Origin of the sequence: Paenibacillus wuxiensis, assembly GCF_040195695.1 — a bacterium.
Classification (GTDB): domain Bacteria; phylum Bacillota; class Bacilli; order Paenibacillales; family Paenibacillaceae; genus Paenibacillus_B; species Paenibacillus_B suaedae.
In genome coordinates, this window is the sequence record NZ_JBEFZI010000009.1 from 87,681 (window position 1) to 110,013 (window position 22,333).

At 48.8% G+C, this 22,333-nt stretch carries 19 protein-coding genes; 13 read left to right on the top strand and 6 right to left on the bottom strand.

The features are described 5' to 3' along the window. Positions 1 to 3 precede the first annotated feature (3 nt). From ABN764_RS21055 to selD, 9 genes are all read left to right on the top strand, one after another. Positions 4 to 2,652 (top strand): DUF5696 domain-containing protein, encoded by a 2,649-nt coding sequence (locus ABN764_RS21055; RefSeq protein ID WP_446673014.1) that lies wholly within the window; start codon positions 4 to 6, stop codon positions 2,650 to 2,652. Beyond that, a complete protein-coding gene (locus tag ABN764_RS21060) occupies positions 2,649 to 3,563 on the top strand; it encodes a carbohydrate ABC transporter permease (RefSeq protein ID WP_446673015.1) in 915 nt (304 codons plus the stop codon). Before ABN764_RS21055 ends, ABN764_RS21060 begins: the two co-directional genes overlap by 4 nt. 16 nt (positions 3,564 to 3,579) lie before the next feature. Beyond that, on the top strand, positions 3,580 to 4,560 hold the full coding sequence (locus ABN764_RS21065; protein ID WP_174810622.1) for a carbohydrate ABC transporter permease: 981 nt from the start codon (positions 3,580 to 3,582) through the stop codon (positions 4,558 to 4,560). Positions 4,561 to 4,670: 110 nt separating this feature from the next. Then, on the top strand, positions 4,671 to 6,167 hold the full coding sequence (locus tag ABN764_RS21070; RefSeq protein WP_446673016.1) for an ADP-ribosylglycohydrolase family protein: 1,497 nt from the start codon (positions 4,671 to 4,673) through the stop codon (positions 6,165 to 6,167). A 676-nt stretch (positions 6,168 to 6,843) separates the two neighbouring features. Then, on the top strand, positions 6,844 to 8,589 hold the full coding sequence (ilvB, locus tag ABN764_RS21075; RefSeq protein WP_072727237.1) for a biosynthetic-type acetolactate synthase large subunit: 1,746 nt from the start codon (positions 6,844 to 6,846) through the stop codon (positions 8,587 to 8,589). Beyond that, on the top strand, positions 8,589 to 9,086 hold the full coding sequence (gene ilvN / locus ABN764_RS21080; protein ID WP_028531812.1) for an acetolactate synthase small subunit: 498 nt from the start codon (positions 8,589 to 8,591) through the stop codon (positions 9,084 to 9,086). The genes ilvB and ilvN overlap by 1 nt, the downstream gene beginning before the upstream one ends. 185 nt (positions 9,087 to 9,271) lie before the next feature. Then, entirely contained in the window at positions 9,272 to 10,264 is a 993-nt protein-coding gene (ilvC, locus tag ABN764_RS21085) for a ketol-acid reductoisomerase (protein WP_021254479.1), read from the top strand. Positions 10,265 to 10,402: 138 nt separating this feature from the next. Continuing rightward, the gene (locus ABN764_RS21090; RefSeq protein ID WP_021254480.1) at positions 10,403 to 11,953 is read left to right on the top strand and encodes a 2-isopropylmalate synthase; all 1,551 of its coding nucleotides are present in this window, start codon (positions 10,403 to 10,405) and stop codon (positions 11,951 to 11,953) included. A 198-nt stretch (positions 11,954 to 12,151) separates the two neighbouring features. After that, positions 12,152 to 13,222 (top strand): selenide, water dikinase SelD, encoded by a 1,071-nt coding sequence (gene selD / locus ABN764_RS21095; RefSeq protein ID WP_446673017.1) that lies wholly within the window; start codon positions 12,152 to 12,154, stop codon positions 13,220 to 13,222. 136 nt (positions 13,223 to 13,358) lie between these two features. On the opposite strand, the gene ytxJ is transcribed toward selD, so the two are convergent. Next, complete coding sequence (gene ytxJ / locus ABN764_RS21100; protein ID WP_174809555.1) at positions 13,359 to 13,733, bottom strand: bacillithiol system redox-active protein YtxJ; 375 nt, start codon at positions 13,731 to 13,733, stop codon at positions 13,359 to 13,361. Positions 13,734 to 13,890: 157 nt separating this feature from the next. On the opposite strand from ytxJ, the gene ABN764_RS21105 reads away from it, so the two are divergent. Further along, on the top strand, positions 13,891 to 14,238 hold the full coding sequence (locus ABN764_RS21105) for a DUF1360 domain-containing protein (RefSeq protein ID WP_072727232.1): 348 nt from the start codon (positions 13,891 to 13,893) through the stop codon (positions 14,236 to 14,238). A gap of 161 nt (positions 14,239 to 14,399) precedes the next feature. On the opposite strand, the gene ABN764_RS21110 is transcribed toward ABN764_RS21105, so the two are convergent. Beyond that, on the bottom strand, positions 14,400 to 15,383 hold the full coding sequence (locus tag ABN764_RS21110) for a CgeB family protein (RefSeq protein ID WP_174809556.1): 984 nt from the start codon (positions 15,381 to 15,383) through the stop codon (positions 14,400 to 14,402). Positions 15,384 to 15,464: 81 nt separating this feature from the next. Next, entirely contained in the window at positions 15,465 to 16,127 is a 663-nt protein-coding gene (locus ABN764_RS21115) for a BMQ_0737 family morphogenetic spore coat protein (protein ID WP_072727230.1), read from the bottom strand. 107 nt (positions 16,128 to 16,234) lie between these two features. Here ABN764_RS21115 and ABN764_RS21120 point away from each other — a divergent pair, with 107 nt between their 5' ends. Genes ABN764_RS21120 through ABN764_RS21130 form a run of 3 tightly spaced genes read left to right on the top strand, consistent with a single transcriptional unit; the run spans position 16,235 to position 19,516 of the window. Next, positions 16,235 to 17,530 carry a hypothetical protein gene (locus ABN764_RS21120; protein ID WP_446673018.1) on the top strand — a complete coding sequence of 432 codons (1,296 nt, stop codon included), beginning with the start codon at positions 16,235 to 16,237 and terminating at the stop codon, positions 17,528 to 17,530. A gap of 35 nt (positions 17,531 to 17,565) precedes the next feature. Then, positions 17,566 to 19,110: a hypothetical protein gene (locus ABN764_RS21125; RefSeq protein WP_446673019.1), complete on the top strand. Its 1,545-nt coding sequence runs from the start codon at positions 17,566 to 17,568 to the stop codon at positions 19,108 to 19,110. After that, positions 19,082 to 19,516, top strand: a complete 435-nt coding sequence (locus ABN764_RS21130; protein ID WP_446673020.1) for a M67 family metallopeptidase — start codon at positions 19,082 to 19,084, stop codon at positions 19,514 to 19,516. The genes ABN764_RS21125 and ABN764_RS21130 overlap by 29 nt, the downstream gene beginning before the upstream one ends. Before the next feature lie 99 nt (positions 19,517 to 19,615). On the opposite strand, the gene ABN764_RS21135 is transcribed toward ABN764_RS21130, so the two are convergent. From ABN764_RS21135 to ABN764_RS21145, 3 genes are all read right to left on the bottom strand, one after another. Beyond that, entirely contained in the window at positions 19,616 to 20,254 is a 639-nt protein-coding gene (locus tag ABN764_RS21135) for a hypothetical protein (RefSeq protein ID WP_446673021.1), read from the bottom strand. A gap of 167 nt (positions 20,255 to 20,421) precedes the next feature. Continuing rightward, positions 20,422 to 20,916, bottom strand: coding sequence for a hypothetical protein (locus ABN764_RS21140; protein ID WP_446673022.1), 495 nt, complete (start codon positions 20,914 to 20,916; stop codon positions 20,422 to 20,424). A 13-nt stretch (positions 20,917 to 20,929) separates the two neighbouring features. Then, complete coding sequence (locus ABN764_RS21145; RefSeq protein ID WP_446673023.1) at positions 20,930 to 22,252, bottom strand: coiled-coil domain-containing protein; 1,323 nt, start codon at positions 22,250 to 22,252, stop codon at positions 20,930 to 20,932. Between the last annotated feature and the right edge of the window lie 81 nt (positions 22,253 to 22,333).

Here is a 22,333-nt window from a genome sequence, read left to right on the forward strand (position 1 = left end):
GACTTGAAAATCTCATTAAGCAAGTCTCGTGATTCTGGAACTGTCGCACCCACACGGCGACGGAAGTGGAAATGGAGAACCATAGGCATAGCTGGGGCGATTATGGCTGTGCTGCTGCTCCTGTTCGTTCTGTTCCAACCGAGAAGCCTGCCGCGCACGGGAGATGCAGCGATGCCGGACTTCGGTGTATCCATATCGCCAGGAGCGATCAAGGGAACGGTTGCGCTGGCATCAAGTACCCAGTTATCTGCAGCCCGACAACAGGTAGCTACCATGGAACGAGTGGCAGCAACAGATGTCCTGGAATTGTACGTGAACAAAAGCACGGCAGAAGCTGCTGTCATTGATCTTCGAAGTGCTGCGGTGTGGTGGACGAATCCACAGGATCGAGAACAAGACGGAATGGCCAGCCCGTTAATCAAGGGCAAGCTTGGCGCCCAACTGTCGCTTACCTACTTAATGCCGAATGGACAGACGAAGGATTATGACAGCTTCAATGACAGTGTTGTCCATAAGACCTTCACCATCCAATCGGAGTCGGACGGCATGACCGTCGTCTATGAATTTGGTAATCCGGAACGCGGCGCAGAAGCGATTCCACTCAAGATTAGCAAGCAGCGGCTGGAAGAGAAAATATTGAATAAGCTCGACCAGAAGGATCGGAATCAGATGTTGACCCGCTTCCGTCTCAATGAGGATACGGGGATCTATGAACGTAGAGAGATTTCGAAGTCAGCGCTCAAGAAAGTGCTTGATCTGATTGAGAAGGCTGGATATACCGAAGAGGATCTGAAGTCCGACAATGAGCAGAACGGTGTAATTGAAGGAGAGGGCGGAGGCAGTGCATCCTTTACGGTGCCGCTTCGCTACAAGCTTGATGGGGAGCACCTGCTGGTGAGTGTGGATGCCTCGGCAATCAAGGCGCAGCCCCCATACCGGCTGCATACCCTCGATGTTCTATCCTCCTTCGGTGCGGCAGGTAAGAAGGAGAATGGCTATTTGTTCGTGCCGGATGGTTCGGGCTCACTTATTCATTTCAATAATGGCAAGAACTACGCGCAAGGATTAGTCCTTCCTGTATATGGCGAGGATCCAAGCTTCTTCAAGACAGAGCAGTTGAATACGTATGAGACGGTTCGTATGCCTATTTACGGCATGAAGCGGGACACGAGTTCTTTTCTAGCGGTCATCGAGGACGGAGATGCGATGTCGACCCTTTATGCAGATGTCAGTGGAAGGCAGCATGAATATAACTGGATTGGCCCCCAGTTCACGGTATTGCCGAAGGACAAAGTGATGCTGAATGCCAGGGAGGAGCTTATTAAGACGCCTGCAGAGCCATACGCAGGACAGCTGCAAATTCGCTACATGTTCCAGAATCGCGAAGAGGCAGGATATTCGGGGATGGCGAATGCATACCGGGATTATTTGATGCGCAAATACCAGCTGAAGCCGCTGCGTGAACGGGCTGATAAGGCTGTTAAGCCAGCGGATGCGCCATTTTACGTAGAGGCGATCGGTTCGATTTCTAAAGTAAAGACCTTCTTGGGCGTTTCTTATGATTCGCCAGTGCCGCTCACCACATTCGATGAAGCCGGTCAGATGGTGGAGGAGCTTGCAGCTAGGGGAGTCTCCAATATTCAGATGAATTATGCCGGATGGATGAACGGAGGCATTCAGCATAAGCTGCCGAACAACGTGAAGGCGGTTCGTGAGCTGGGTGGAAGAGATGGACTGAACCGGCTGCGTGAACAGCTGCAGGCCCGAGGGGGAACCCTGTATCCGGAGTTCTCGCTTGGACGCGTATACAATGATGATGGGTGGAACGCAACCAAGGACAGCGTACAATCGCTTGGCCGAATCTCGTTGAAGTTCTTCCGATTCAATGCAGCTAATTTCAAGAAAAATTACGAAGCATTCTCCCATTCATTATTGTCGCCAGCGTTGTACCCAACCGTCATGAGCCGTTACTTGGAGCATGCAGAGCTGCCAGCGGATGATGGTGTCTCTATTCAGGATTCAGGAAGCGAGATCTATTCCAACTTCAATCTGAATGAACCCATATTGCGTGAGAAGTCGATTGCCTTCGTCAGCAAGGCGCTGAAGCAAGCGGCGGATCGGGGCAAGGTCATGCTGCAAGGCGGCAATGCGTATGTGCTTCCTTATGCGAGCCAGATTATCCGCGCACCGATGCAGAGCAACAGATTTCAGATAACGGACGAGATGATTCCTTTCTATTCGATGGTTATGCATGGCTTGATTCCTTATGCAGGTGAAGCATTTAACGGGGTGGAGAATCAGGATGTGAACAGGCGGATGCTGCAAGCGGTAGAGACAGGTTCTAACGTATTCTTCAGCTGGCTTGCAGCGAGTACAGAACAGCTTCGCGATACGATGTGGGATGACTTCTTCGCCGCAGAGTATTCGCAATGGCTCGACGAAGCAGCTTCTGCGTACCAGCAGCTGAATGAGCTGCACCATAAGGTTGGAGATGCATTCATGATCAAGCATGAGCGCCTGGCGGATGAGGTAGCGCAGACAACTTACAGCAATGGTGTGCGCGTCATCGTCAACTACGGCAATGCGCCTGTTCAGGTAGGCGAAGTGGCGGTGGAAGCGGCCAACTATCGCATAGAGGAGGGGAGCAAGTGAAGCTGTCGATTGGAAAACGAAGAAGACCCTCGCTTGAACGAAAGAAGGCGATGTTTGGCTGGCTTTTTATCGCACCATGGTTGATCGGATTTTTGCTTCTCATGGCTGTCCCGCTCGTACGATCGCTGCTCTTCAGCATAAGCCATTTGAGTCTGACAGAGACGGGCTACAAGCTGTCATCTGTTGGATTTGAGAATTATACAAAAGCATTCACCGTTGATCCCAACTTCAATCGGTTCTTGATTGAAGCGACAATGAACATGCTTGCGAATGTGCCGCTAATTATCTTTTTTAGCTTATTTTCAGCAGTGCTGCTCTCTCAGAAGTTCCGCGGGAGAATGCTTGCCCGTGCAATCTTCTTCCTGCCGGTCGTGCTTGCATCCGGTGTTATTCAGGGCATAGACAGCTCGAACTATCTTGCCCAGATGCTAGGGGATGTTGCATCAGGCGTAGAGGGCAATTTCTCAGGACTTCGCAGTATGGGACTGCGTTCTTTGCTGATAGAGATGGGGATGAGCGGCGATATTGTATTTTATCTGACTAGCGCTGTTGATCGCATCTATTACATTGTAGCGGCGTCGGGTGTGCAGATATTGATATTTTTAGCTGGGCTGCAGTCCATATCGCCTTCCTTGTATGAGGCATCCAAGATTGAAGGAGCAACGGGCTATGAAGCATTTTGGAAGATTACATTCCCGATGATGTCGCCGCTTATTTTGACAAATACGGTCTATACGGTCGTAGATTCGTTCACGAATAATGGAGTTACAGGTTATATTCATCGGATGGCGTTTAGGGAGAATAACTTTGGCTTAAGCTCAGCAATGTCTTGGGCATATTTACTTATCGTATCTATTATGCTCGGAGCGTGTGTCTACTTTATTTCCAAACGTGTCTTCTATTATGACTGAGAAAGGGGAGAGAAGCATGTCATCTACCGCAAGACAAAAGGCAGACGCAATAGGTCGACGTATGGAACGATGGAATGCGGAAGTTCGTCCCCTTGACCAACTGAAGAAGTGGCTGTGGATTTGTGCGCGAACCTTGCTTATCGTTGGGATCTGCTACATCATCCTATACCCGCTCATTACGAAGCTGTCCATGGCGATTCGGGATCGGATGGATTTGTTTGATACGACGATCGTATGGATTCCGCGTCATTTTACATGGGACAATTTCAAGACGGCATTTGATATGCTGGAATATCCCGCCGCGTTCTGGAATTCTGCGATGCTGAGTCTAGGGACTTCCGTTCTGCAAATGGTCTCCTGCGCTTTAGCCGGGTACGGCTTCGCGCGGCTGAAATTTAGGGGGAGGGGCATTCTGTTCACGTTAGTAGTGTTCACGATTGTCATCCCGCCGCAGACCATTATGATCCCGACGTATTTGAATTATCGATTCTTTGATATATTTGGTCTCTATGAGCTGTTCACAGGCAAGCAAGGGGTTAACTTGCTGGAAAGCTATTGGCCGTTCTTTATTTCCTCTACATTAGCAATGGGGATGAAAAACGGGCTGTTCATTTTTATTTTCCGTCAATTTTTCCGCGGCCTGCCGAAGGAGTTAGAGGAAGCCGCTTATGTGGATGGAACAGGGGTTCTCGGTACGTTCTGGAGAGTCATTATTCCGAATACCGTGCCGGCAATCGTAACGGTGCTGCTGTTCTCTATCGTCTGGCAGTGGAATGACAACTACTATGTCTCTCTATATATGAATTATACGCAGGTGCTGTCCTCGACGCTTGCCAGCATGCCAGGGGCATTAGGGCGGATTACGACAGATCCTTCCTATATTTCGCAGCTTATGAATACAGGAGCACTGCTTGTCATGATGCCAATGATCATTTTGTATGTATTTGCCCAGAAGTATTTTGTTGAGAGTGTTGAGCGTACGGGGCTTGTTGGATAGTATTACAAACCATACCTTTTCCGCAGCACGAGTAATGTGCATGCACGAGAAATGATGGGGTGTTTACTATATAATGGGATTACTGCCTTAGAAGAAGAGGAGATGGAGTTATGTGCAAAGGGAATATGCATATGCAGGCTGAGGAAATCCAGCACAATTGGGCGCATGGAAGCTGGAGCGAGCTGCTGCAGGCGGAATGGAAGCAGATGATCGAAGAAGGCAAGGAGACACAGGGCATTGCGGAAGCCTTAGAGGACTGGATCCATCATCATACGAACGATGAGGAGGCTGCCGCAAAGCTGTATTGCGACATGTCCAATCGCCGCATTCGCAGCGATTTCCCCTTTACTGAGCCATCTGACTTGGAGAGCATCCGGGAGCTGAGACCAACGAAGGCTCCATTTCGCTCAGAAGAGGAGCTCAAACGGGAATCGGCACTGCGGAATGACGAGTTCTGGCATGATCGTTTCCATGGGGCATGGGTTGGGCGCGCAATCGGCTGTGCGCTCGGCAAACCGTTAGAGGTGCCTCCATTTGTCGACGGAGCGGGTGGAATTCCGGGCTGGAAGTGGATTCGAACATGGCTTCAAGATGCCGATGCTTGGCCATTTCGGAATTACGTGCCGGGACATTCGCGCGCATCATCTATTGAGTTTCGTCCAGGTGAGAAACTGAGGATTTTCTTTCCAGACAGCCAGCTCGAGCAGATTCGCTTCATGGAGACGGATGACGATATGCGTTACGCGGTTCTTAGTCAGCTCTTAATGGAACGCCATGGATTGAAACTGAAGACGGAGCATGTCGCAGCGGTATGGCTGGAACGGCTCAGTCTAAAGCAGGTATTCACTGCTGAATGCATGACCTTCGTGAATTTAGAGCAGGAGCTGGCCGCCGTGCAGGACTGCAAGATGTCAGCTTCGAGTAATAAGCGGGAAGTAGACTGGGAACGAGTGCGTATGCACCTGAATCCCTACCGGGAATGGATTGGCGCCCAGATACGCGCGGATGTATACGGCTATTCTGCTCCTGGGCGACCGGAGTTAGCAGCAGAGCTGGCTTGGCACGATGCCTCCCTATCTCATGTGAAGAATGGTATTTATGGTTCCATGTTCGTAGCAGCAATGATCGCTGCGGCTTTCTATGAACCGGATCCTGAACGCATCGTTCAGGCGGGACTTGCTCAGATTCCAGACACGTCACGCCTGGCTGCTGATATCGCCCAAGCCATTGAGATTGGCAAGACGTCTAGGAGTGAAGAGGAAGTAGCAGAGCGAGTTTGGAATTCGTTCGGTCATTACTCGTGGGTACACACCAATAATAATGCTGCGCTCGTTGCCGCTTCGTTGATTTTTTCTAAAGGGGATTTCGCGCGCGGTGTAACAACGTCCGTGCTGGGTGGATTCGATACGGATTGCAATGGAGCGACAGTAGGTTCCATTTTAGGAGCTTCTATGGGACATCAGCAACTTCCCGCACATTTCGTGCAGCCATTGAACGATACTTTATATGCGGATGTCGAAGGGTTCCATCCTATTGATTTTACTGCGTTAGCGCATCGTTCCGTTGTATTGTTCCGGGGTATTGAAAACGCTTTAGCAGGTAAGTGAAAAGGCGTATATTACTATTGTTTTGTAAGTATAAGGTTCGGATATTAATTGTCCACTGAGCGAAAACAGGAACATTCATGCAAAAATAAGCAGTAATCCATAATGATTCACAAAACAAAAAAATAAAGAATGCCCTATTGACTCCTGGTAGGTGGAGGCATATAATGTTTCTAAACATTTGAAACATGTCACATAATACCAACGGCAATGAAGAGGACGAAGTAGTAAGGGCTCTTATGAACAGAGAGCGGTCGGAGGTTCTGCTGAAACCGACGCCTTAACCCCTTATATGCGAGCTCACCTCGGAGCTGTTCTCCTGAACAGATGATTAGGACGCTATATCGTTCTATCATGCGAGTAGGGAGAATCGTAGGGCGCGCGTTAGACGCTATAAGTATTCGTATATCTTATTTGCATGCGGATACTTGCTGAGATTTCATATCGCGAGATATGAAATGAATGCGGGTGGTACCACGGAAGCACAACCTTTCGTCCCTAATGCAGCAGTTTGCTGCGTGGGGATGGAAGGTTTTTTTGTATTTGCCGACTCTCTCATTTCTCATCTTCATGTGATGAGTTGGCATAGTATGTGCCTGGCCAGGCAAGACATATCTTCACAAATGTAACCTAGAGCCCGAGTATGGAAATGAGTAAATATGCGTAAGGAGGATGTCGAATGAGCTCACATCGTACGGCAATGAGGTCAAAAGAAGAATTAAGACAGAAATGGATGCAGCCTGAAGTCATTACAGGCTCGGATATTTTGCTTCGCAGCTTGTTGTTGGAAGGTGTGGAGTGTGTGTTCGGATATCCAGGCGGCGCGGTGCTCTATATTTATGACGCCATGCACGGCTGTGAGGATTTCCACCACGTTCTGACCCGGCACGAGCAAGGAGCGATTCATGCAGCGGACGGATATGCCCGTGCAAGCGGCAAGGTCGGTGTATGTATCGCAACATCGGGACCAGGCGCGACAAACCTGGTTACAGGAATTGCTACTGCCTATATGGATTCGGTTCCGCTCGTTGTTATTACAGGCAACGTAGCGACGACCTTGATTGGCACCGATGCATTCCAGGAAGCAGACATTACAGGCATCACCATGCCGATTACGAAGCATAGCTATCTGGTACGCGATGTGAAGGATCTGCCGCGTGTCATTCACGAGGCATTCCACATTGCGAACACAGGACGCAAGGGGCCGGTTCTCATCGATATTCCGAAGGATGTATCGGCGGCGAAGACGCTGTTCGAACCGGTATCAACTGTAAATATTCGCGGCTATAACCCTAACGTTCAGCCGAACAAATATCAAGTCGATAAAATGCTGAAAGCGATCGAAGAGTCGAAGTCACCTGTGATTCTCGCGGGAGCTGGAGTTATCCATTCTGGAGCGCATGAAGAACTGTATGAATTCGTGAGCAAGACACAAATTCCAGTAACGACAACGCTGCTGGGACTTGGCGGATTCCCAAGCGGTCATGATCTGTGGATGGGCATGCCTGGCATGCATGGAACCTATACAGCGAACAATGCGATTCAGCAGGCGGATTTGCTCATTAACATCGGGGCTCGCTTCGATGACCGAGTGACGATGAAGCTTGAAGGTTTCGCGCCACATGCGAAAATCGTCCATATCGATATCGATCCGGCAGAAATCGGCAAAAATGTCCCAACGGACATTCCGATTGTAGGCGATATTCGTACTACATTGGAACTAGCCAATAAGACAGCAGCACGTGCAAACCATGCGGATGAATGGCGCGCTCGCATCATGCAGATGAAGGCGGATAAACCGCTTCGATTCATCGATTCGGATGAAGAACTGAAGCCGCAATGGGTCATCCAGCTGATCAATGATACGACCAAAGGGGAAGCCATCGTTACGACAGATGTCGGACAACACCAGATGTGGTCAGCGCAATATTATCGCTTCAATCATCCGCGCTCCTGGATTACTTCTGGCGGCCTTGGAACGATGGGATTCGGATTCCCATCCGCAATCGGAGCACAAATGGCCTTCCCGGATCGTACCGTTGTATCGATCAATGGCGATGGCGGCATGCAAATGTGTGCGCAGGAACTTGCAATCTGTGCGATTAACAATATACCGGTCAAGGTAGCGATCATCAATAACCGCGTGCTGGGGATGGTTCGCCAGTGGCAAGAAATTATTTATGACAATCGCTACAGCCATATTGACCTTGCTGGAAGCCCAGACTTCGTGAAGCTCGCGGAAGCTTACGGGGTAAGAGGATTCCGCGCGACGAACAAAGAGGAAGCAGAACAGGCATGGCAGGAAGCACTGAATACACCGGGGCCAGCGGTTGTGGAATTCGTTGTTCGCAAGCACGAGAATGTGTACCCGATGGTAACGCAGGGCTGCACGATTGACCAAATGATAATGGGGGATTGTGAATGATGAACATAACCAAACATACCATTGCCGTCATCGTGAACGATCAGCCAGGTGTTCTGCAGCGTGTCTCCGGTCTATTTGGCCGCAGAGGATTCAACATTGAGAGTATTACTGTAGGTGCTTCTGAGGAGCAAGGTCTCTCCCGCATGGTCATTGTGACCACGGGAGATGACCATATGCTGGAGCAAATCGAGAAGCAGCTGTACAAGATCGTTGACGTGATCAAGGTACTCAACTTAAGCTCCCAGCCAATGGTTGCTCGTGAACTTGCACTCATTAAGGTGAAGGCTGAGCCACACGTACGTCCAGAGATTCTTGGCGTCGTGGAGACGTTCCGCGCTTCCATCGTCGACATTGGACCAAGCACGCTTATGGTGCAGGTTGTCGGCGAATCGCAGAAGATCGAAGCGATGATTCAATTACTGGAGCCATACGGAATTCGTGAGGTTAGCCGCACAGGAGTTACAGCCTTGATTCGCGGTCAAGTAACAGATAAGTAAGGAAGCGTCTGGACTTATTCCTACACGTATGGATTGAAGCGAATAACGGCCTTCGAATGAGGGGGTATCTCAGGGGACAAGCGGAAGCTGTAAGAGGCCCGTGATTGTCACTTGATATACCCGCCTCATTCGGGGGAGATTACTACACACTATTTATATAGGAAGAAAGAGGAGGACTCATACTTATGCCAGTTACAATGTACTATGAAAATGACGCTGAATTTAACGTACTGCAAGGAAAAACGATCGCCGTTATCGGTTATGGAAGCCAAGGACATGCTCAAGCGCAAAACCTGCGTGACAGCGGTCTTCAAGTGGTAATCGGTCTTCGTGAAGGCAAATCTGCAGACAAAGCTCGTCAAGACGGCTTCGAAGTGTTGTCCGTTGGCGAAGCTACTTCCCGTGCTGATGTGGTTCAAATCTTGATGCCGGACGAAACGCAAGCATCTGTATACAAAAATGAAATCGAGCCGAACTTGAAAAAAGGCGCAGCCTTGATGTTCTCTCACGGCTTCAACGTACATTTCGGTCAAATCGTAGCACCGAAAGACAACGATGTATTGCTCGTAGCTCCTAAATCTCCAGGACATCTTGTACGCCGTACGTATGTAGAAGGCTTCGGCGTTCCAGGTCTTATCGCAATCGAGCAAGATGCAACTGGCAATGCAAAGGCAATCGGTCTTGCATACGCGAAGGGCATCGGCTGTACACGTGCAGGCGTTATCGAGACTTCCTTCAAGGAAGAAACAGAGACAGACTTGTTCGGTGAGCAGGCAGTATTGTGCGGCGGTGTAAGCGCACTGATCAAAGCAGGCTTCGAAACATTGGTAGAAGCAGGCTACGCTCCTGAAATGGCTTACTTCGAGTGCTTGCATGAGCTGAAGCTGATCGTTGACCTCATCTATGAAGGAGGCCTGGCTACAATGCGCGACTCCATCAGCAACACGGCTGAATACGGCGACTATGTTACAGGTCCTCGCATCGTAACCGAAGAGACGAAGAAGGCGATGAAGGAAGTATTGTCCGACATCCAACAAGGCAAGTTCGCACGCGACTTCATCTTGGAGAACCAAGCGAACCGTGCGTTCCTGACAGCAACTCGCCGCAACGAAGCAAACCATCCGATCGAAGTGGTTGGCGGTCAATTGCGTGAATTGATGCACTGGATCAAAAAATAGGAAGTAAGAAGTAAGCTTTAATCTCATATATATAGTTCAAAAAGTCCATACTGCAGCCTTTTCGGTGCTATTCATGGGCTTTTTGAACATAAACTGATACTTGTAAAGCTCCACAGACTACAGAAGGAGGTGCAGCCGGTGCGCAAAATTTATATTTTTGACACGACGCTTCGGGATGGAGAGCAGTCCCCTGGCGTGAACCTGAATACGAAGGAGAAGCTTGAAATCGCGCTTCAATTGGAGCGCCTAGGCGTCGACCGCATCGAAGCGGGATTCCCTGCAGCATCTCCTGGTGACTTGGCGGCCGTGAATGCAGTGGCGAAAGCGGTGAAGCAATCTACGATTGTCGGCCTGTCCCGTTCCCGTATTCCGGATATTGATGCAGCTTATGAAGCGCTGAAGGGTGCAGAGGATGCTTGCTTGCATCTTTTCCTTGCTTCTTCGCCAATTCATCGCAAGCATAAGCTCCGCATGGAGAAGGAGCAGGTACTTGAGACAGCTGAAGCAGCTATTCGCTATGCGAAGAAGTACTTCAGCAAAGTTGAGTTCTCTCCAGAGGACGCGGGCCGTACGGAGATCGACTTCTTATGCCAAATGACAGAGATGGCGATTAAAGCAGGCGCTACCGTTGTGAACATTCCGGATACGGTTGGATACTTGTCGCCGTATGAGTACGGAAATATATTCAAGACGCTGAAGGAGAATGTACCGGGAATTGAGACGATTCAGCTTAGTGCACATTGCCATGACGATTTGGGAATGGCGACTGCCAATGCGCTCGCTGCAATCTTGAACGGTGCAGATCAGATCGAAGGGACGATCAACGGTATTGGGGAGCGTGCAGGCAATACTGCAATTGAAGAGGTTGCGATGGCGCTTGATACGAGATCGAGCTTCTATGAGGCGAAGACTTCGCTCGTCTTGTCTGAGATTGCGCGTACGAGCCGACTCGTCAGCAAGCTGACAGGCATGCCGATCCCAGGCAACAAGGCGATCGTGGGCGCCAATGCCTTCGCGCATGAATCCGGCATTCATCAAGACGGCATGTTGAAGGAACGGTCAACGTATGAGATTATTACGCCAGAGACGATCGGACTTAAGGAAAGCAAACTCGTGCTTGGCAAGCATTCCGGCCGTCATGCCTTCCGTGAGAAGTTGATTGATCTTGGCTATGACTTGGATGAAGAACAGCTGAACGGAGCTTTTGCTAAGTTCAAGGAATTGGCAGATAAGAAGAAAGAAGTATCGGATGAGGACATCCGGGCCATTCTCGAGGAGAAACTGATCGATACGCCTGAGGTGTACTCGCTCGAGACGATATACGTTGCTTACGGGAACCAAGCAATTCCGGCTGCGAAAGTGCGTATCGTAACATGGGAAGGCAGTGTGCTTGAGGAAGAGTCGGAAGGCAATGGCTCTGTTGATGCGATTTATAAGGCAATCGACAAGGCTACGCAGGAAGATGTTGAGCTCGTTGACTATTCCATTAAGTCGGTCACGCACGGCAAGGATGCACTCGGTGAAGTGCATGTCGTTCTCGCACAAAATGAAATATCTGTGCTTGGCCGTGGTGTAAGTACAGATATTCTCGAAGCGAGTGCACGTGCTTATGTCGATGCGCTCAATCGACTGATTGAGAAGCGCAAGCAAGGTACAGCCAGTCGTCGCGACAAAATTGGACTTGTCTAATTGAATATCAGCAGATACTGCCCCACAAGCCTTGAATTGGCTGTAGGGGCAGTTTTTTATTGTAAATGGAACGGATCGTGGAAGACAATCGCATTTTCATAGGAACGATCGCATTGTGCGGATATGTTACAATAAAAGAGTTATGTATGATACGCACGAATGGAAGAAATTCGCCTTATGCGATGGGAGGATAAAGTGATGGATCAACAACAATCAACGGTTCGATTGACAACCTTGTCAAGCAAAGGAGGATGCGGCTGCAAAATAGGGCCGTCCGATCTGTCTCAAGTATTGCGCATGTTACCGAAGACAGAGAAGCATCCGGATTTACTCGTAGGATTGGATACAAGCGATGATGCGGGTGTGTATCGGTTGAATGACGACATGGCATTAGTGCAAACGGTTGATTTCTTTACGCCGATTGTCGATGATGCTTATTCGTTCGGTCAAGTTGCCGCTGCGAATGCACTTAGCGATATTTACGCAATGGGAGGCAAGCCGCTCACGGTATTGAATATTGTGGCCTTCCCGATTTCGAAGCTGGACAAGTCCATCTTGGCAGACATTTTGCGCGGAGCGGGAGATAAAGTGAAGGAAGCGGGAGCAACACTCGTTGGCGGTCATTCCATTGATGACGCGGAACCGAAGTTCGGCATGGCCGTAACGGGCATCATTCATCCGGACAAGGTGCTGACGAATGCGGGGGCTAAACCTGGCGACAAGCTGGTGTTGACGAAGCCGATTGGTGTCGGCATCATGACAACTTCCTTGAAGCGTGAGCTGCTTCAGCCAGAAGAAATTGAGCTGGTAACACGGACGATGACGGCACTCAATAAGACGGCAGCTGAAGTAATGGCCGGATACGAGATCCACGCATGTACCGATGTTACGGGATTCGGCTTGCTCGGCCATAGTACAGAGATGGCAGCAGGCAGCGAGGCAGGACTTGTTATTCACGCGGAGAACGTACCATTCTTGCCACGCGTTCGTGAACTGGCTGAGAACGGTGCTGTACCGGGCGGAACGAAGAATAACTATAATCATGTGAAGGATCAAGTTGTATTCGACGAGCGACTTGATGAGATTGCACAGTGGATGCTGTGTGATGCAGTCACATCAGGTGGACTGCTCTTGTCTGTTGCAGCTAGCGATGCGGAAGCGATGATTCATGAGATGCAAGCTCGTGGTGTAGAGGCGGTGTGCATCGGTGAAGTGGTGGCCGAGCATCCAGGTAAGATTCATGTAGTGGGCAGCTTCGTCGGTAGATAACAACAATCAGAGTTAAATAGAGAATACGTGTACCAAATACCGCCAGGAGAAGAGGAGAGGTTATCCTCCATTCCTGGCGGTATTTTGATGTAAGCAAGTGAATTCGGCAAGGCGCCAACGGAAATGGCAACTTACTTTAGAGCGAAGGATTCTGCTGTAGAAAGTGCTGTGCAAGCTGTGACAGCTGTACAGAGTTAATCTGCTGATGAGACGAATTCCATACGACTTTCTGCTTGTAAACAAGCAGAATTTGCGGGGATTTATGAGGAGTCTGCAATAATTCGGCTACTTTGCCTGAGAGAGCCTTCTCTTCGAGGACACGAACGACAGCATAGGAGAAGCGGGAAGATACATGCGGATAACGGTTCATAAATTGGTTCAGCGCGAGGTGAGCTACTCTGCTCGAGCCGCAGTTTGTATTGTGTTTATAGAGCCACAACGGTCGTTCATCTGTCTGTTGAATCAAGCTGATAAGATGATCCTCGGTAGCGATGATGGGGAGTGCCTGCATATATCTTCTTCCTCCTTCTGATTTTTGTTCCCGCTGCAAGGAAGGGTGGCGCTATGTAATGTCCAAGGCAGTAGTAGGGAACAGTTCTATCCTTGTCAAGAAGTCCATACAATGAAACTGATCGAATGAGTGATACAAGCGGCTAAGGGGGACTGCTATGCATAACATAACCTGGTTGTCATTGACGTTGCTTATTTTGGCGAGCTATCGCCTAACTAGACTCATCGTATTCGATGAAATTACTTCTTTCATTCGCAAACCTTTTGTAGAGGAGCGGTATCATACGGATGAGAATGGAGCTATATTTGCAGTGATCGAAGAAAAAGGCGGCCGTTTTCATGCCTTTATGCGCAAACTGCTCACCTGTTATTGGTGCACGGGAGTATGGTCTGCCGCATTTATCACGGCTTGTTACCTTCTCATCCCCACCTATGCATTTCCGGTTATCCTTCTGCTTGCTATTGCAGGTGCGGCCGGGATTATGGAGTCATTTGTCAAAGGGTAATCGCACCCTCTTCTATATGCTAGGTTTCTATCCACGGGCTTGTTGCACATTTCCTCGTCTATCAGGCTGTTGTCTCTCAAGATTTCGGAAGACGCATCATAAGATATAGCAGAGCTGATAGGAAGTTCAGAACTTGCGAATCGAAGTGGAGAACTAGTTATCTATAGCTCCCGCACTCTACTCAACAAATGCTCCAGACGCTTCGCAAACGTATGCTCTGCCCGAGTTCGTTCATAGCCTTGAGAGGCGATGGAGCTCCGCTTGGCATCTTCGTAGAGGTACGTGTGAATAAGCTCAGCACATTCCTTCGGCGACTCGAAGCATAGCAATTCCGCGCCTGGTTCATAGAACATATGAAGATCTGGGCGATAATCAATGATCTGTGCACGCCGGCATGCCGCAATATCGAAGGTGCGATTGTTAATGGTGTGACCGGGAGCACCTGTCTTATTTTTATCAATTAATGTATCATCTTCGCTGCGGTGAATATTCAGCACAAGCTTGGCACCGTTGTAATAACGAGGCGTCTCAGAGAAGTTGACCCACTTGGTTCGCAGGTGAGGGATACAACCGCCCGACCAATTGACGGTGTCCCAGAAATGTCCGACAAGTTTCACATGTAAGCCAGGATCAAGTTCCTTCAGCATTTGCTGCATCATACGGAGTCGGTTATCGTACCCTGTACCGATGAAGCAGATATCGCTCTCATAAGAAGGGTGAGCGTTGAAGGGACGGAAGATATCGGTGTCTGTTCCGAGCGGCAAGTGGTGAACTCGCTTGCAGCCGTGGCGCTCATAGTAAGGGACACAACCAGAATCAATGGTGAAGATGATGTCGTATTCGGCTGCTACTTGCAGCGCATTGTCGATGGCATAGGGATCATCAACGAACCATACGCCAATTGGAATGCCCATCCTCCGTATGCTGCGAACTTGATCAACAGGCAGAAAAGAGCGAGGACCGCAAATGGTCAAGACGAACTCAGGCCTGAATTCGCGGATATCGGGAAGAAGCTGCTGAATTGGTGCACGATTCAACAGAAATATTTTGCTCTCATGACACTGGCCGTACAGAGCCTTCATGAGCGCATTATCGAGGATATCAATTGGCCTCCGATAACCGGAAGCGATATAGTATAGCCGCATTAGCCCCTCCTCGTTCCTGTCATCGAGAGAATAAAAAAGGGGATGGTTTTAGCCACCACCCCAAGCCGATCAGCATTTTGATTATGATGGGAACGGATAAGGTGCACCAGGGAAGATAGTAGGACATTGTTTCGGGAATGTGACAACACAAGCGTTTTCAGGGACTGGAATCACTGCACGCGGTTGGCACAGCTCAGCTTCAACAACTAACTTGACATTCGCTTTTACCTGAATGCTTTGGCAAATCACGATGTCCACGTTGACACAAGAGTTGTCGACAATATCGAGAACTTCAATCGTTGATGTGTTCGGAACGATTTCGCAATCAATTGTAGTTCCCGGAGGCGCACACAACAGAACTTTCTCGAAGCGTACAAAGGTTTTTGTAAATGTGCAATGTACTACGTTAGGGACGACTGTAGTATCGATGATCGTGACTTCAAACGTTCCTGTTTTCTTAATGACAACACGTTGTAGAGTAACTGGTGTGCCACCAACAGTAACCACTACATTTTCTCTAATAGAACCGACTTTCTCTCCGCAGCTTACTGTCAGTAACGTTGCTTGAGCGCTGAATGTAGCCGGCAATGGCAAGCACAGAGCTGGATCAATGCATGCTTCATCAACAATTTGCGTCGTTAACAACACCCAATCGAATACTTTAGGAACCTCTATACATTCCAAAGAGGGTAGTGGCAAATATTCGGGGGGCGTTGTTTGCCCTTGAACTAACTTGCTCTCCATGAATGTTTCCTGCCTCCTTTATAGAATCTGAATTCAAATTCAATACAGTCTATGGGGGCGATCTAGAAAAGGTGACACCCCCATAAAATAATTTGGAGGGGATCGCAGTGAGGCAAGAAGTTTGCTTATATTCCTCAGAAGGCGTGCATTGGGTAGAACTTCAATCCGATGGGTCGCTGCTTCATTCCTTATACCGCGGAGTTGAACAGGTGAAGCAGCACCTATGGAGGTTCAGCAGTACCGTGAAGCAGTTCAGCGCCATTCTGCTTCATGGCCATTTACATATGTTGATGGCCTATGAATCGGGTATCTATTATGCACGTTGCAGCGTGAATGCGCGTGTAGATGAAAAGCAAGAATTGCGAATAAGCAGGCATCCCAGCTCATCGAATCCGTATCTCTTTAACCTTGGCAGAACCCTCTATTTCGGCTTCACTACAATACTGAACAAGAAGTTTACGTATGTGCTTCGACAGGTTGAGCAGGGGAGGTGGCGAGAGAGGGCTTTTTCCTATGTTCACGAAGATTATGGCGTCAATGTACATATTGAACAAGCAAGCTGCGATATAAGTGAATCAGGGACTCTTTATGGGCTGTTCCTGATTCGACATGGAGATCCGAATCGACAGCAGCTGATGCTGCTCGAGCTCGATATGGAATCAGAGGAGGCAAAATGGCAACACGTCTTCTCTTCTGCGCAAGCAGGGCAGAATTGGAGCATTACAATATCCGCGGCGAGGGAAGGAGATCCATATCTCGCGTGGGTCGTACACAACGGAGTCACAGCTACGGTATATTGTGCGCGAGGCATACAAGTTACGAATTCCTGTATCCCATTGAAAGTTTTTTTTCAGAATCAATTCTCCGTTCCTCGACTTACGATTGCAGGAGAACATGGTCTGTTTCTCTCGATTACAGGTTCCTCATGGTTAGCCTGTGCATATTCAAGCAACGGAGGCAGGGACTGGGGATCCTTTATGGAAGTACCGTTCGTCCGTGAATCGAGGCTTCGCATCATCCAAGGGGTTCGTTGTTCTGAACAGGCTCATGTGCCTGTCCCGCTTCTTGGCATCGGGTACCCATGTTTCCGTCCGATCGAACTCATTGATTTGTTCCATCCATTCTTGACCATGAATACAATGGGTCCTTCTATACAGGATGATGTATTGCTGCATTATGCCAAGTTGCAGTTAGGCGTACTGCATGAATTTGCATCTGGGCGAATTGCTGCATGGCAAGAAGAGATGATGCTGCTTGAAGAACGTCTGCTGCAAGAGGAGCATGAGATGCAGCGATTGGAATCATTTATCGAAGAGATGGAGCGGGAGCAGTATCGCGTATTGGAGCAGTTGCATGCCGTTGGTTCCAATTTGGCACCATTCGGAATTCGCCTCATACAATGACGTTAGTCAGTACATACAGGAGGGAGGGGCATGGAATGCACATTCGATTGAATGGCAAGCCATTATGCAAGATTGCGGAGACGCGGTTAGTTGATGTTTACCAGCTGCTGGGCAAGTACTCGTTCACATTTCATCTGGACAAACGACAAGGCATGCTCGATATTATGAACCCGCTTGAAGGGTGCCGAGTTGTACTAGAGAGCAAGATGACGGAGATTGTGGATCGGTTGTGGTACCCGATACAGTCCACGCTGTCCCAAGCCGGATTGAGAGTCACGATTGTGGATTCAGAGGATACGCGCAAGCAGCTGTTAAGCGAATCGAATCATCAGCGGCAGGGGATATGGATATCAGCAGTACCGGATGATGCAATGGAGGTAAGTGTTCATTATTATTTACATCATCGCAAACAGAGCAAACAGTTGGCCCAATTACTTATTATGAATATGTTGAAGCACGGTGAGCTGCCTATCCGTGGAGCGAGCTTGAATTGGAAGGATCGGTCGAATTATCAGTTATCGCTGACAGGGCAATCTTGGACTTCAGTGGCGCTCACATACGGCGGATTCCTGCGATTGTCTACGGAACAGCTCGTGCAGCTCGGCAATGGAATCACTCGTGCAGCTGCCTCCTACTTCTCGTATCTTCCGATTCTAGATGTCATTGAGAAGCTTCGAGCGATGGATAATGGCGAAGGAGCTGAATTGGATAGGAAGAAGGAAATAAGTCCCGTTACTACTGAGGTGCGGCACGCTGAAGACGTTGCATCGCGGGAGGAAGAGGCGACGGCTCCGCATGTGCAGACTTCATTTATGGATGCATCCAATTTGCATCAGTCTGTAGAAACTTCACGCAGGGATGAACTGGAACCGCACGAACATTCGCAGCAGCGGGGATATAAAGAGTCGCGGCTTGCTCAAGAAGTGCGTTCCGCTTATGAGGGTTCAGGGACAGATACCATTGAGCACAGTGAAGAACGAGTAAGTGTGCATGAGCTTGAGCATGGGGATGAGTTGAATGAGCAAGTGTATTGGCAAAAGTATAAGGATAATGAGGAACCCGCAGGAGACGATTGGCAGGAAGAGGATGTTGAAGAAGCTGTAGATATCGTTGAGGAGAGCCTTAATGACACCGGTTATGATGACGATATGTTCGTGAATAGAAGCGTGTTGGTCGCGGAATATGAATGGGAAGATAAAGAGAATATTTATGGCTCTCCTACGGTGGATGAAGCCGATGAACTGTATAAGGGAGAGCAATCAGATAGCAGGTCGATCGGAGTTGGGGAGCGAGCACACCGTGAACTGCAAGCTGATTCGGATGAGTTGGAGAGCCGAGAGCAGGAACAGTTGGAAGACAAGAAGCGGCAAGCTCCAGCATATTCGACGTTTACATGGCTTCATGCCAATACGGTAAATCGTGCAGACGGAGCAAGCAAGCATTCCGGCTCACTGCTTAGTTATTTGAATCAGCAATCATTAACGAGCCAGCCTCGCATTCCGAAAGATCCAGCTCAAGATCTATTGCTCATGCAAAGGGAGCGGGCGAAACGTGAACAATCCTCTACCGACAAATCATAATACTGTGGGACTACAGCTAACGGAGAACACATATCGAGAGATGGTAGGACATTGTCTGCAAGAGAAGCCATTGGAAGCTTGTGGACTGCTGTCAGGAAACGACGGGCTTGCTAACCGCTGCTGGATTATCGATAATATTGACCGCAGTCCGGTATCATTTACGATGGATATGGAGCAGTTGGATCATGCACTGAAGCACATGGAGGGGAGTGGAGAACAGCTCATCGCCGTATTTCACTCTCATCCTGCCTCTGTTCCATACCCGTCCATCTTCGACATTGAGCATGCCGTATATCCGTGCTCGTACATCATTGTATCTTTGTCACGGCTTCGTCCTCGCGTACGCAGTTATCGGATTGAGGATAATCAAGCAAACCCTGAATCGATTTGGTTGATGTCAAATTGAACGGAGCATGCTGTGCGGTATTAGTAAGCACACCATGCTCCGTTCTTCTGATTTATGATGCGTTTAGCCGCGTCTTATAGAGTCGCGGCATTAGCATAGTTACAACAAAGTAGATTGATATATATCGGCAGCAAAAGCTAATCCAGCTGTGTTGACAGCACCGGTTGTGAAATAGTTCGTTACTTGGAATGCGAATACGAACTTTACGCTAAGTGCGACCGAGATCAAGCCAAGCGATGCCGGAATCGAATAGAAGCGAACATTTTGCCAGTTGTACGGATTGGCAACATCTGTCGTTAAGCCAGTCGTCGGATCCAGGGAACCTGCGTGCAATGGCACACCCAGTCCTGGGACTGGGAATAAACTGATTGCGAGTGGACTGAAGGCTAGAATCGAAGCCGTTACTGCATTATCGGCGAATACGGTAAGGGAAATTAAAAAGTCATTAATAATACCAACCGAAAGAGGAATTGTAGCAGATACGGCCGCGAAGCCATGTGTTTCACCTGGAATAAATGTAGGCTGGGACCAGACGAATTCTGGATTTGGAACGGCTGCAAACACGGTGTTGTCATTGTCGAATTTCGCCAACTGAGGCCATATCTTCGGAGCATTGCCAACATTGACGACATTCGGAGCCGCGCCTGACAATGCGAGAGCTGCTGCAGTTGCACCGTCAGCAGCGGTAACAACATTCGTAGTGGAGCTTACTAGTCGTTGAATGGGGATTAATGGCATGTCAGAAAAACCTCCCTTTCTTCATATGAGTGAAAGAATCCGTGAGAATTCTTTCTACACTGTTAATGTATGAAGGGGATTCGCCATAAGATTGGATGAATTACTAGATTCATTCGTACAAACTTATGTAAAGATACTTGTCATTCATGTAGTTTAGAATAGACCGTTTATGGATTCGAAGCAGCGCGGAAGCTGATACTGCTCGGATTCGCGGCAGGGAACTGCTTACCCCCTGCAAATACATAAGCGTGTATGTGCAGCGGGGTGATGAGGCGATCGATATCGCACTCTATATGAATATCTCTTATGTCCGACCAGATGCGTGGAGGGAGCAGATGAGGCTGGACAGGCTCAATCCGGTACTCCCCGTTTTTGCGCCCGTACGAGAACCAATCATCCCGATCGAATTTCCATCCCGTTTGCTGACTCCCTTTCTTATGGAGACCAAACACCAGAGCATGCTGCGGGGCTACAATTTTCCCGCTCACGACTGAGAATTGGCTTGGGGATAGTGTTAGTAAAATATGAGACAACGACACAGGCTGAGCTGTAGTATTGCGAAATTTGATATGGGTAATTAAGCAGATTCTGCGCGTCTCCAAATCAACATCAGCCGCAATTTGCAGGATCACATCAATGGAAGCTGCTGGATCATTTGTCATCACATGCTCCTCCTTAGCGGGGGTTCGATATTTTGAATACAATCCGTGATAATTGTTCTTTCATGCCGCTTCGAGCGACTATCTTATCTTCTTTCTCCATTAATAGTGTATTCTTCTCACTAAGCTCCTGAATGGCAAGGCGCACTTGAACTTCCTCCTGCAAGGCAGCGATTCGTTCAGTCAGTCGGTCCGCTGTGGCTTGCCGCTCCTTCTGGATTTGCTTCAATTGGACAAGTTCCCTCTTTCTTGTTCTGCAACCTTCTCTCATGTGTGCGATAGAAGCGATGACTGCTTCGGCTGAATCGATACTGTGAGTGAGTTCGCGCCTTGCTCGGTAGCCCTGTATGACTGCGGGTGCTGCAAAACCAGTGAAGTCAGGCGCTGTCTCCTCGTCAGGAGCAATCCATACGGTAGGGCCATCGCGACCTAGCAGCTTGTCATACATACATGTCCATATAACAGGACATGGAATAGCTGTTGTATATAACTCGCTCCATTCTTCTTGATGGATACTATATTCAATGCGGAACAGCAGATCTTCTGTTACCCAGCTTAAGCAATACTGCCCTTGATCGTATGTACATATGGCCTGTGATGTAGGAGTAGGGGGGATGATTGTTTGGTTATGAGCCGTCAATGACCATTCCTTTTGTTTATTCCATTCATATGCTGTAAATAAGAGCTTGTTCCCAATGCGCTGAAACTGGAACATTCCAAGTCGCCCTTGTACAGAGTAGAGATCATAGGCTAAAAAATCTTCCCTCGATTCCAGCGGGACAGCAGGCAATGAAGTCGAAGGCAGCCATCGGCTAGATGCTGTATGGAACGATTGCAGGAGCAGTCGTAGTTGCTGATGGGGAGGCGCCGCCGTTATTAATGCAGTGCACAGCCAGATATGATCTTGATGTGAGAATAGACGGAGGGAATGGATCTCTTCGCCATCATATAGGACGTCTGCGGTTGACCAATGAATGCCAGATAACGATACATGCTCAATGCGTGAACGGTATTGAATCACGGCATGAAGCTGATTGTGGCAGTTGATCAGTTGAATATGCAGGACGTGCTTGAACAGGCCTGCTATTTCGCGCTTGTGCGTCTGAAGTGAATAGGGATTGATTGAGACATGAATGAGCTGGTCATCCCTATTCACATACACGAGATGAACATAATGTGCGTCATCCTGACACACGCCGAACGGATCGGCCGCATCGTGGAATATTATCGGCTTAGGGCATTCAAGGAGACAATGCTCCTGTGGTTCGAATAATAAGCTGCCGTCTCTAATCTGCAACGAGGAGAAATGATATCGGTTCGATAACAACATACGCGTCATCGGATTACACCCCCTAGGTTCGCACAAGCTCTACATTTCAATGTATTCAATCATCTTCACATCTAGGATTGAAATTCTCGC